The 12,440-nt window shown below is 71.2% G+C and carries 8 protein-coding genes; 2 read left to right on the forward strand and 6 right to left on the reverse strand.

The features are described from left to right. Nucleotides 1–68: 68 nt before the first annotated feature. From serA to OG906_RS11310, 6 genes are all read right to left on the reverse strand, one after another. Entirely contained in the window at nt 69–1,658 is a 1,590-nt protein-coding gene (gene serA, locus OG906_RS11285) for a phosphoglycerate dehydrogenase (protein ID WP_267801831.1), read from the reverse strand. Between the two features lie 291 nt (nt 1,659–1,949). Continuing rightward, nucleotides 1,950–2,951 carry a ketol-acid reductoisomerase gene (gene ilvC / locus OG906_RS11290; protein ID WP_053677673.1) on the reverse strand — a complete coding sequence of 334 codons (1,002 nt, stop codon included), beginning with the start codon at nt 2,949–2,951 and terminating at the stop codon, nt 1,950–1,952. Nucleotides 2,952–3,100: 149 nt separating this feature from the next. Further along, nucleotides 3,101–3,625, reverse strand: coding sequence for an acetolactate synthase small subunit (gene ilvN, locus OG906_RS11295; RefSeq protein ID WP_053677671.1), 525 nt, complete (start codon nt 3,623–3,625; stop codon nt 3,101–3,103). 32 nt (nt 3,626–3,657) lie between these two features. Beyond that, on the reverse strand, nt 3,658–5,544 hold the full coding sequence (locus tag OG906_RS11300) for an acetolactate synthase large subunit (protein ID WP_329442224.1): 1,887 nt from the start codon (nt 5,542–5,544) through the stop codon (nt 3,658–3,660). A 228-nt stretch (nt 5,545–5,772) separates the two neighbouring features. Continuing rightward, on the reverse strand, nt 5,773–8,652 hold the full coding sequence (locus OG906_RS11305) for a putative bifunctional diguanylate cyclase/phosphodiesterase (RefSeq protein ID WP_443067371.1): 2,880 nt from the start codon (nt 8,650–8,652) through the stop codon (nt 5,773–5,775). Nucleotides 8,653–8,925: 273 nt separating this feature from the next. Then, a complete protein-coding gene (locus OG906_RS11310) occupies nt 8,926–9,873 on the reverse strand; it encodes a 2-hydroxyacid dehydrogenase (RefSeq protein WP_329442226.1) in 948 nt (315 codons plus the stop codon). Between the two features lie 73 nt (nt 9,874–9,946). Here OG906_RS11310 and OG906_RS11315 point away from each other — a divergent pair, with 73 nt between their 5' ends. Both OG906_RS11315 and OG906_RS11320 read left to right on the forward strand, forming a co-directional pair. Continuing rightward, nucleotides 9,947–10,954 carry an aldo/keto reductase gene (locus tag OG906_RS11315; RefSeq protein ID WP_267828348.1) on the forward strand — a complete coding sequence of 336 codons (1,008 nt, stop codon included), beginning with the start codon at nt 9,947–9,949 and terminating at the stop codon, nt 10,952–10,954. A gap of 327 nt (nt 10,955–11,281) precedes the next feature. Beyond that, nucleotides 11,282–12,439, forward strand: coding sequence for a PQQ-dependent sugar dehydrogenase (locus OG906_RS11320; RefSeq protein ID WP_329447993.1), 1,158 nt, complete (start codon nt 11,282–11,284; stop codon nt 12,437–12,439). The last annotated feature ends 1 nt before the right edge of the window (nt 12,440 follow it).

Consider the following 12,440-nt stretch of genomic DNA (forward strand, 5'->3'; position numbering starts at 1 on the left):
CCGTACGACACGGAACGCGGAAGGGCCCGGGGGTCTCCCCCCGGGCCCTTCCCGTGCGTACCGAAGGATCAGCCGAGGCTGACCGTGCGCGCCGAGACGGCGCCGATCTCGGCGGCGATGTCCGCGAGGACGTTCACCGGGACCTCGGCGTCGACGGTGAGGACGCCGAGCGCCTCGCCACCCTCCTCGGCGCGGGCGACCTGCATGCCCGCGATGTTCAGACCGGCCTCGCCCAGGATGCGGCCGACGGTGCCGACGACGCCCGGACGGTCGGCGTAGCGCAGGACGACCATCTGCTCGGCGAGTGCCAGGTCCAGGTCGTACTCGCCGATGCCGACGATCTTCTGAAGGTGCTTCGGGCCCGCGAGCGTGCCGGAGACCGAGACCTCCTGACCGTCCGAGAGGGTGCCGCGGACCGTGACCACGTTGCGGTGGTCCGGGGACTCCGAGCTGGTGGTCAGCCGGACCTCGACACCGCGTTCCTGCGCGAACAGCGGGGCGTTGACGTAGGAGACCGTCTCGTCGACGACGTCCTCGAAGACGCCCTTGAGCGCGGAGAGCTCCAGCACCTTGACGTCGTGCTGGGTGATCTCGCCGTAGACCTCGACGTCGAGACGGACCGCGACCTCGCCCGCGAGGGCGGTGAAGATGCGGCCGAGCTTCTCGGCGAGCGGCAGGCCCGGACGCACGTCCTCGGCGATGACGCCGCCCTGGACGTTGACCGCGTCCGGCACCAGTTCACCGGCGAGCGCGAGGCGCACCGACTTGGCGACCGAGACACCGGCCTTCTCCTGGGCCTCGTCCGTGGACGCGCCGAGGTGCGGGGTGCAGACGACCTGGTCGAGCTCGAAGAGCGGGGAGTCCGTGCAGGGCTCCTTCGCGTACACGTCGAGGCCGGCGCCGGCGACCCGGCCCTCCTTGATGGCCGTGTACAGCGCGGCCTCGTCCACGATCCCGCCGCGCGCGGCGTTGACGATGCGGACGGACGGCTTCACCTTGTGCAGCGCCTCGTCCCCGATGAGACCGAGGGTCTCGGGGGTCTTCGGCAGGTGCACGGTGATGAAGTCCGCGACCTCCAGCAGCTCGTCCAGCGTGAGCATCTTGACGCCCATCTGGGCGGCACGCGCGGGCTGGACGTAGGGGTCGTACGCGACGACCTTCATGCCGAAGGCCGACATGCGCTGGGCCACCAGGACGCCGATGCGGCCGAGGCCCACGACACCGAGGGTCTTCTCGCTGAGCTCGACGCCCGTGTACTTGTTCCGCTTCCACTCGCCGTTCTTCAGGGCGGTGTTGGCCTGCGGGATGTTGCGGGCCGTGGCGACGAGCAGGCCACAGGCCAGCTCGGCGGCGGTGACGATGTTGGAGGTCGGCGCGTTGACGACCATCACGCCGGCCTTGGTGGCGGCGGAGACGTCGACGTTGTCGAGGCCCACACCGGCGCGGGCGACCACCCTCAGCTTCTTGGCGGCGGCGATGGCCTCGGCGTCCACCTTGGTGGCGGAGCGGACCAGGATCGCGTCGACGTCGACGATCGCGGGGAGCAGCTCCGCGCGGTCGGCTCCGTTGACGTGCCGGATCTCGAAGTCCGGACCGAGCGCGTCCACCGTGGCGGGCGACAGCTCTTCGGCGATGAGTACGACAGGTTTCGAGCTCACGTGGGTCATCCTCACAAGTCCAGTGCGGACGGCCGTCCCGACGGCCGCAGGCGGTGGAGGGGGTAGCCGCGTGGAAGACGCACGACACTGTGGGCCTGACGCGTTGTGTTGAGCAGTGTAGTGGCGTATCCGCGGCGGGTTTCCGCCTGTACGGAAGGATCACCCTTCCGTGATTGGCCGGGGTGGCCAATCCGCGCGGTCGAAGGCCGCTGTTCCGGCGGGCCGGACGGCCTCCTGGGGCGCGTGCGCGGCGGGGCCGGGACTCGTCGTCCCGGCCCCGTCGCGGCGGGATCAGCTCTCGTCGTTGTCGACCCAGCTCATCAGCTTGCGCAGCTTCTTGCCGGTGGTCTCCAGCAGGTGGGCCTCGTCGGCCTTCTTGTACTCGTTGTACTTCGGCAGACCGGCCTTGTACTCGGCCATCCAGGTGTTGGCGAACTCGCCGCTCTGGATCTCCGCGAGGACCTTCTTCATCTCGGCCTTGGTGGCGTCCGTGATGATGCGGGGGCCGGTGATGTAGTCGCCCCACTCGGCGGTCTCGGAGACCGACCAGCGCATCTTCTCCAGGCCACCCTCGTACATGAGGTCCACGATGAGCTTCAGCTCGTGCAGGCACTCGAAGTATGCGATCTCCGGCTGGTAACCGGCCTCGGTCAGGGTCTCGAAACCGGCCTTGACCAGCGCGGAGGCGCCACCGCAGAGGACGGCCTGCTCACCGAACAGGTCGGTCTCGGTCTCCTCGGTGAAGGTGGTCTTGATGACGCCGGCGCGGGTGCCGCCGATGCCGGCCGCGTAGGAGAGCGCGAGGGCGAAGGCGTTGCCGCTGTGGTCCTGCTCGACGGCGGCGATGCAGGGCACGCCGCGGCCTTCCTCGTACTGGCGGCGGACCAGGTGACCCGGGCCCTTCGGGGCGACCAGGGCGACGTCCACGTTGGCCGGGGGCTTGATGAAGCCGTAGCGGACGTTGAAGCCGTGCCCGAAGAAGAGCGCGTCGCCGTCCTGGAGGTGGTCCTTGATGGACTCCTCGTAGATCTCGGCCTGGAGCGGGTCCGGGGTCAGGATCATGATGACGTTGGCCCACTCGGCGGCCTCGGACACCGAGACGACCTTCAGGCCCTGCTCCTCGGCCTTGGCCTTGGACTTGGAGCCCTCCTTCAGGCCGACGACGACGTCGACGCCGGAGTCACGGAGCGACAGCGCGTGGGCGTGGCCCTGGCTGCCGTAGCCGATGACCGCGACCTTGCGGCCCGCGATGATGGACAGGTCGGCGTCGTTCTCGTAGAACAGCTCGGCCACTGGGATATCTCCTTGGTGCGCGTGTGTTGCTCCCACCGTACGGCGGGGAACGGAATGTGAGTTTCTCGGTCTCGCCATGCGGGCGGCCCGCCGACGCGCGGCGGGCTGCCCACGGGGGCGAGCGGTCGAACGACCCGTGGAGCGGTCGCTCAGGCGCTGCGGTCGAGCGCGCGCAGGCTGCGGTCCGTGATGGACCGTCCGCCACGCCCTATGGCGATCGTGCCGGACTGCACGAGTTCCTTGATGCCGAAGGGCTCCAGCATCTTCAGCATCGCGCCGAGCTTGTCGGTGCCGCCGGTGGCCTCGATGGTGACGGCCTCCGGGGAGACGTCGACCGTCTTGGCGCGGAACAGCTGGACGATCTCGACGATCTGCGAGCGCGTCTCGTTGTCGGCGCGGACCTTCACCAGAACGAGTTCACGCTCGATGGCGTTGTGCTGCTCCAGCTCGACGATCTTGAGCACGTTGACCAGCTTGTTGAGCTGCTTGGTCACCTGCTCCAGCGGGAGGTCCTCGACGTTCACGACGATGGTGATGCGCGAGATGTCGGGGTGCTCGGTGACACCGACCGCGAGGGAGTCGATGTTGAAGCCGCGGCGGGAGAACAGGGCGGCGATCCGGGCGAGGATGCCGGGCGTGTTCTCGACCAGGACGGAGAGCGTGTGCTTGGACATGTGAGTCGTTCTCTCTCTCAGGCTCTCTCGGCTCAGTCGTCTTCGTTGTCGCCGAAGTCGGGACGGACGCCCCGGGCTGCCATGACCTCGTCGTTGGAGGTGCCGGCGGCGACCATCGGCCACACCATGGCGTCCTCGTGGACGATGAAGTCGACGACCACCGGGCGGTCGTTGATCGCGTTGGCCTCGGCGATGACCCGGTCCAGGTCGGCGGGATCCTCGCAGCGCAGTGCGACGCAGCCCATGGCCTCGGACAGCTTCACGAAGTCCGGGACGCGGGTGCCCTTGCGGGGGGCGTTGGACTCGCCGAGCTGGGAGCCCACGGTGGAGTGGCCGGTCTCGTCGGCGTGCAGGACCGTGTTGGAGTACCGCTGGTTGTAGAACAGGGTCTGCCACTGGCGGACCATGCCCAGCGCGCCGTTGTTGATGATCGCGACCTTGATCGGGATGTTGTTCAGCGCGCAGGTGGCCAGTTCCTGATTGGTCATCTGGAAGCAGCCGTCGCCGTCGATCGCCCAGACCGTGCGGTCCGGCATGCCGACCTTGGCGCCCATCGCGGCCGGGACCGCGTAGCCCATGGTTCCGGCGCCGCCGGAGTTCAGCCAGGTGCGGGGCTCCTCGTAGTTCACGAAGTGCGAGGCCCACATCTGGTGTTGGCCGACGCCGGCCGCGTAGATGGTGTGCTCGGGGGCGAGCGCGCCGATCCGCTGGATGACCTGCTGCGGCGAGAGGCTGCCGTCCGCGGGCAGGTCGTAGCCCAGCGGGTACGTCTCGCGCCAGCGGCTGAGGTCCTTCCACCAGGCGGTGTAGTCGCCCGCGTTGCCATCGGTGTGCTCGGCCTGGACCGCCTGGATCAGGTCGGCGATGACCTCGCGGGCGTCACCCACGATCGGGACGTCGACCTCGCGGTTCTTGCCGATCTCGGCCGGGTCGATGTCCGCGTGGATGATCTTGGCGAACGGGGCGAAGCTGTCCAGCTTGCCGGTGACGCGGTCGTCGAAGCGGGTGCCGAGCGCGATCAGCAGGTCCGACTTCTGCAGCGAGGTGACGCCGGTGACCGAACCGTGCATGCCGGGCATGCCGACGTGCAGCGGGTGGCTGTCGGGGAAGGAGCCGAGCGCCATCAGGGTGGTACAGACGGGGACGCCGGTCAGTTCCGCGAGGACCTTCAGCTCGGCGGTGGCGCCGGACTTCATGACACCGCCGCCGACGTACAGGACCGGGCGCTTGGCCGCGCAGATGAGCTTGGCGGCCTCCCGGATCTGCTTCGCGTGCGGCTTGGTGACGGGCCGGTAGCCCGGCAGGTCGTGGGTCGGCGGCCACGAGAAGGTGGTCTTCGACTGGAGGGCGTCCTTGGCGATGTCGACCAGGACCGGACCGGGGCGACCGGTGGAGGCGATGTGGAACGCCTCCGCGATCGTCCGCGGGATGTCCTCGGCCCGCGTGACCAGGAAGTTGTGCTTCGTGATCGGCATGGTGATGCCGACGATGTCCGCCTCCTGGAAGGCGTCGGTGCCGATCGCCTTGGAGGAGACCTGGCCGGTGATCGCGACGAGCGGCACGGAGTCCATGTGCGCGTCGGCGATCGGGGTGACCAGGTTGGTGGCGCCCGGCCCCGAGGTGGCCATGCAGACGCCGACCTTCCCCGTGGCCTGCGCGTAGCCGGTCGCGGCGTGGCCGGCCCCCTGCTCGTGGCGGACCAGGATGTGACGGACCCTCTTGCTGTCCATCATCGGGTCGTAGGCCGGAAGGATGGCGCCGCCCGGGATCCCGAACACGGTGTCGCACCCCACCTCTTCGAGAGAGCGGATGAGGGACTGCGCACCCGTGACGTGCTCAACTGCGGCGGACTGGTGTCCACCCGTACGGGGCCGCGGCTGCGGATGGTGGGCCCCGGTGGCCTGCTCGGTCATCGGCATTCTCTTCTCGAAGCTGAGGGTTTTACGAGGAGCGGGGATCCTTCGGAGCAAGGTCCGAAGGCGTGTGCCAGTGCAACAAAAAACCCCTCGTGCCGGGAGGCAAGCGAGGGGAGCGCGTCGGGCGTGTGGAGCGGGGACATGCAGGTCCCAGCTTCAGCCGACGCGCTTTCCAAGTACGAGAATTCGGGTGCGCATGGCACTGACCCTCCCTCCGGCGGGAGGTGGATGTCAAGCGGGTGGGACGGGCGTCTCATTATTTGAGCCTCTACGGATGACCATCGAGCCACTGGACGAGCCTCCGGCCAAGGCCGGCTGGGCCAAACCGCCCGGTACTGGGAACGTACCGCGCACGAGGGCGCGTCGCAGCCTGTATTCGTCGAGTGGTCCGGAGAAGGCCATTCCTTGACCATGGGTGCACCCCATCGCCCGCAGGGCCGACACCTGCTCGGGCAGGTCCACCCCGTCGGCCACCGACTGCATCCCCAGGTCGTTTGCGATCCGCAACAAACCTGCGGTGATCTTGTGCAGGCGGGCCGATTCCACCAGGCCCTCGACCAGGCCCCGGTCCAGCTTCAGCATGTCCACGGGGAGGCGCCGGAGGGCGCTGATGGCCGCGTAACCGCTGCCGAAGCCGTCGAGGGCGATCAGGACGCCCAGCCGCCGCAAGGCCGTCAGGCGGCGCTCCAGCTCATCGAAGGGCACTCTGGGGTCGCTGTCCGCCAACTCGATCACCAGCGCGCCGGAGGGCAGGCCGTGCCGGGTCAGCAGGGCGTCCAGCGAGGCGAGCGGCGCGGAGCGGTCCAGCAGCCGCTGCGCGGTCATCCGGACCGCCACCGGCACGTGATGACCGGCCCGGTGCCGCTCGGCGGCCTGCTCCACGGCCTCCTCCAGCAACCAGCGCCCCAGCTCGGCGGTGCGCGAGGCGTCCGGGGCGGCGCTGTGGGCGGTGCCCTCGCTGTACTCGGCCACCCGCAGGAACTCGGCCGGCGTGAACAGGATCCCCTGGGCGGAGCGCCAACGGGCCTGCGCGGCGACGGCCGTGACCTCACCGCTCGCCAGCGAGACCACGGGCTGGTGCAGCAGGGCGAACTCGCCCTCGTGGAGCGCGGTGCGCAGCCGCCCCGCGAGTTCGGCCTTGCGCACGACTTCGGCCTGCATCTGCGGGGCGTACAGCTCGACGCGGTTCTTGCCTCCCGCCTTGGCCCGGTACATCGCGAGATCCGCGTTGCGCATCAGGTCCGAAGGGGTGATGCCGGGGTCCGCGAAGGCCACGCCGATGCTCGCGGCGACCCTGACCTCGCTGCCCCCGATCCGGTACGGCTGGGAGAGCGTGGTGCGCAGCCGGTCGGCGATCTCGTGCACCTGGTACTCGCGGGCACCGCGGTCGCGGCTCCCGTCGCCCATGATCAGCGCGGCGAACTCGTCGCCGCCGAGCCGGGCCGCGGTGTCCCCGGCCCGGACCGAGTCCTGGAGTCGGCGGGCGGCCTCGACGAGCAGCTCGTCGCCGGCCTGGTGGCCGATGGTGTCGTTGACCGCCTTGAAGCCGTCGAGGTCGATGAAGAGCACGGCGGTGCTGTGGTCCCCGGCCCGGCGGCCGGTCAGCGCCTGGCGGACCCTGCGGGTGAACAGGGCGCGGTTGGGGAGGTCGGTGAGGGGGTCGTGCTCGGCGCTGTGCTGGAGCTGGGCCTGGAGCCGGACGCGCTCGGTGACGTCGCGGCTGTTGAGGATGAGCCCGCCCTGGTGCCGGTTGACGGTGGACTCGACGTTGAGCCAGTCGCCGTCGCCCGACTCGAACCGGCACTCGATGCGGGTGGTGGGCTCCTCCGAGGGGGGCGCCGCCAGGAAACGGCGGACCTCGTGGACCACGCGGCCGAGGTCGTCGGGATGGATCAGGGTGGCGAGTTCGGTCCCGATCAGTTCCTCCGCCTCGCGGCCGTAGACGCCGGCGGCGGCGGGACTCACGTAGCGCAGGGTGCCGGTGGGCGCGGCGATCATGATGACGTCGCTGGAGCCCTGGACCAGGGAACGGAAGTGGTTCTCCTTCTGGGCCAGTTCCTGGGTCAGCGCGATGTTGTCGACGAGCATGATGCCCTGCCGGATGACGAGGGCGAGGACCACCGTGCACCCGGTGAAGACGACCATCCGGTCGACCTTCCGGCCGTCCACGACGTTGTACAGGATCCCGAGGGTGCAGACGGCGGCCGCGAGGTACGGCGTCAGCGCGGGCAGCGAGCCGGAGATGGGGCGGCTGTGCGGGCGCTCCGCGCGCGGGGGCCGCAGGGCCTGCTCGGCGGACTCGGCCCTGCGGGCGCCCCAGGGGGCGTACGCGAGCAGCAGCGAGCCCGCGAACCAGCCGGCGTCGAGGATCTCGCCGGAGCGGTAGGTGGTGTTCAGCAGCGGGGAGGTGAAGAGCGCGTCGCTCAGGACGGTCAGGGCGAGGGCCGCGATGGCCGTGTTGACCGCGGAGCGGTTGTTCGCCGAGCGGCGGAAGTGCAGGACCAGCACCATCGAGACGAGCGCGATGTCGAGCAGCGGGTACGCGAGGGACAGCGCGGCGCGGGGGACGCTGCCGGGGGCGCCCGACTGGACGGTGCGCGCGGCGTTGGCGAGGGCCAGGCTCCACGACAGCGTCAGCAGCGATCCGCCGATGAGCCAGGAGTCGAGGCCGAGGCAGACCCAGCCGGCCCGGGTGACGGGGCGCTTGGCGAGGACCAGCAGGCCCACGATGGCGGGCGGCGCGAAGCAGAGGAAGGCGAAGTCGGCGAGGGAGGGCTCCGGGACGTCCTGGCCGAGAATGACCTCGTACCAGCCCCAGACGGCGTTCCCGAGGGCCCCCATCAGGGAGGAGAACGCGAACATCAGCCAGGCGGGACGTTCGCGCCGGTCGATGGTGCGCGCGTAGTGGAAGCAGGAGACGGCGGCGAGCAGTCCCGCCGTGCTGAGTCCGAAGTCGCCCATGATCTTGGCGAGTTCGGTCGACCCCCACCCGAGGGCGGCTCCCACGGCGTAACCGCCGCTGACCACCGCGAGGAGGAGCTGGGCCGCCAGGCCCTTGCCGGCGCCCGCCGTCGGGGGCCGGGTCAGGAGTGCCGCCCCCGGGGGGCTCACCGGTCCCCCTCGCCTGCCAGCTTCGGCGCACCCCATCGTCGCCTCCGGCGGCTCTGCCGCGTCGGATCCTTCGTCCATTGGCCGTGCATCGCCCGTCGCCCCCCAAAGTGTCCGATCACTCCCCGACGCCAGACGTTCCCGGCGCAGCCCCTTCTTCCGGACGATACACCACTTTCGTCACTCAGCGACATACCTCCTCTACTCTGCGTCACCACCTGGGGAGTTGTCGACACCACGCGCACTCGGGTGATTGCGGAGCGTACTCACATCGGGTCACCCGGTGGTCAACACGGTGTTCTCCAGGGGCTCGCCGGCGGCGAACCGGGTGAGCTGACGGGCCAGGAGCCGTTTGGCCCGGGGCTCGAACGCCGAGGTGCTGCCGCCCACATGGGGCGTGATCAGGACGTTCGGGGCGTGCCACAGCGGGTGGCCGGCGGGCAGCGGTTCCGGCTCGGTCACGTCGAGCGCCGCCCGCAACCGGCCCGATTCCAGCTCCGCCAGCAGGGCCGCCGTGTCGACGACCGGGCCGCGCGCCACGTTCACGAGCAGGGCTCCGTCCTTCATCCGGCTCAGGAATCCGGCGTCGGCCAGGCCGCGGGTGGCGTCGGTCAGCGGGGTGGAGAGGATCACCACATCGGCGTCCGGAAGGAGCCGGGGCAGATCGGCGAGGGCGTGCACCGGCCCGTGCGCGGTGGTGCGCGCGGAGCGCGCGACCCGCGTGACGCGCGCGCACTCGAAGGGGATCAACCGGTCCTCGATGGCCGCGCCGACCGACCCGTGGCCGACGATCAGGACCGACTTGTCGGCGAGGGCCGGGTAGAACCCGGAGCGCCACTCCTCGCGGTCCTGGCCGCGGACCATGCCGGGGATGCCGCGGAGCGAGGCGAGGATCAGGGTGAGGGTCAGTTCGGCGGTGCTGGCCTCGTGCACGCCGCGGGCGTTGCACAGGCGCACACCGGGCCGCAGTCCGTCGAGGCCGCCGAGCACGTGGTCGATGCCCGCGGTGAGGGTCTGGACGACCTGGAGGTCGGGCATCGCCGGCAGCGGTCGCAGGGTGACGGCCGGGGACTTCATGTACGGGGTGACGTAGAAGGCGCAGTCCCCCGGGTCCGCGGGGAACGCGTCCTCGCCGTCCCACCGTCGGTACCGGAAGCAGTCGGGAAGGCCTTCGATCTCGTCGGCGGCGAAGGGGAGCCAGACGTCCGGGGTCGTTGCAGTCATGATCACGAGGCTATGCCAAGGGATCCGGATCAAGCCGTTAGTTTGATGGCCGGACCGGGAGGGGGACGCACAGGTGGAGCGCAGGTCGATCGGATCGGGGCCGCTGCGGGTGGGCGCCATCGGGCTCGGCTGCATGCCGATGAGCTGGGCCTACGCGCCCTCGCACCGCCGGGGCGAGGAGTCGATGCGGACCCTGCACACGGCGCTCGACCTCGGCGCGAACCTGCTGGACACGGCGGATGTGTACGGGCCGTTCACGAACGAGCTGGTTCTGGGCCGGGTGCTGCGGGAGCGGCGGTCCGAGGCCTTCGTGTCGGCCAAGGTGGGCCTGCGGGCCGGTGAGCAGCACGTGGTGGCGGACGGTCGGCCCGGATACGTGCGGCGGGCCTGCGACGCCTCGCTGCGGCGGCTGCGGACCGACGTCATAGACCTGTACCAGCTGCACCGGGTGGACCCGGACGTGCCGGTGGAGGAGACCTGGGGCGCCATGGCGGAGCTGGTGGCGGCGGGGAAGGTGCGGGCGCTCGGCTTCTGTGCGCTGGGCGCGGGCGCCGGGCCGGGCGCGGGGCGGCGCGGTGACCGGGCCTACCGGTCGACGGTGGGGTTGTTGGAGCGGGCCCAGCAGGTGTTCCCGGTGAGCGCCGTGCAGGCCGAGCTGTCGGTGTGGTCGCCGGAGGCCGCGTGGCAGTTGCTGCCGTGGTGCGCGGCGCGCGGGGTGGGGGTGCTGGCGGCGATGCCGCTGGGCAGCGGCTTCCTGACCGGGACGCTGCGACCGGGCGCCGGCTTCGAGTCGGCGGACGTGCGGGCCCGGCACCCGAGGTTCACCGCGGAGGCGATGGCTTCGAACCAGGTGCTGGTGGCGGGGCTGCGGCGGGTCGCGCGGCGGCACGGCCCGGAGGTCACCCCGGCCCAGGTGGCGCTGGCGTGGGTGCTGGCGCAGGGGCCGCACGTGGTGCCCGTCCCGGGGGCCGATCGGGCCCACTGGGCGGCGGAGAACGCCCGGGCGGCCGAGGTTCGGCTCACGGCCGGGGACCTGGCCGAGATGGCGGAGCTGCCGGCGGCGGTGGGAGCCTGGGACTGACCCCGGCCGGGGGCCGTGCCCGCGCGATCGGCGACCACCGGCACATCCACTCGATCGAGTGTACGAGTGGTGGAACTTCGGGCGGTGCCGCCGGTGTTGAGTCGGTGGGAAGGCACGATCGGAGCACCGGAAGGGACAAGCGCGATGCGATACGAACCGCGGTACGGACAGGGCGACGGGCGAGGCGAGGGGAACCCGGGGGTGCCGGCGGCGGTGGGTTCCCCGCGCCGCGACGACCGGTGGGTCGGGAAGCGGGACGGGCGGCGGGACGGGCACTCCGCGCCCCCGGTCGCGTACGACGTCGCGCGCGGCCGGCCCCGGTCGGTCCTGACGGCGCTGGCCCTGGCCGGGTGCGGGGCCCTACTGGCGGCGGGCTGCTCGCCGCCGGGCGGGGAGGCGGCCCGGCCGGGCGGTTCCCCACCGGGTACGGCCTCGCCGGGGGGCGGGTCGCCGGGTTCCTCCGGGTCCCCCTCCCCGAGCGCTCCGCCCGCCAAGGGCGCCGTGACGGTGACGGGCGAGGTCGCCAAGGGGCTGGAGTCCCCGTGGGGTGTGGCGGCGCTGCCCGGCGGGGACCTGCTGGTCGCCTCGCGGGACAAGGGGACCATCAGTCGGGTGCGGGCCGGCACGGGCGCGGTGACGCCGATCGGCGAGGTCCCCGGGGTGATGCGGGGCGGCGAGGGCGGGCTGCTGGGTCTCGCGCTCTCCCCCACCTTCGCCTCGGACCGGCTCGTGTACGTGTACTTCACGACCGAGTCCGACAACAGGATCGCCCGGCTGCGTTATGACGACCAGAGGTCCGCCGGGCAGCAGTTGGGGGCGCCCGACACGGTGTTCCGGGGCATCCCGAAGGGCCTCGTCCACAACGGGGGTCGGCTCGCGTTCGGCCCGGACAAGATGCTGTACGTCGGCACCGGGGAGACCGGCGAGACGGGGCTGGCGCAGGACAAGAAGTCCCTCGGCGGCAAGATCCTGCGGATGACCCCGGACGGGGAACCGGTGCACGGCAATCCGGAGGCGGACTCGGTCGTCTATTCGTACGGGCACCGCAATGTGCAGGGCCTCACCTGGGACGAGGACAAGCGGCTGTGGGCCGCCGAGTTCGGCCAGAACACATGGGACGAGCTGAATCTGATCGAGCCCGGCGTGAACTACGGCTGGCCGGAGGCCGAGGGGAAGGCGGGCAGACCCGGCTTCCGGGATCCGGTGGCCGTGTGGAAGACCGGCGACGCGTCGCCGAGCGGCATCGCCTGGGCACGGGGCTCGATCTGGATGGCGGGGCTGAAGGGTGAGCGGCTGTGGCGGATCCCGCTGGCCGGGACGACCCCGGTGGCGGAGCCGGAGGCCTTCCTCCAGGGTCGGTACGGCCGGCTGCGGACCGTGGTGCCCCTGGGTGGGGACGCGTTGTTGCTGGTCACGAGCGAGACGGACGGGCGCGGGTCGCCGGAGGCCGGCGACGACAGGATCCTGACACTGACGGTGCGATGAC

This window comes from Streptomyces sp. NBC_01426 (assembly GCF_036231985.1).
Lineage (GTDB): Bacteria > Actinomycetota > Actinomycetes > Streptomycetales > Streptomycetaceae > Streptomyces.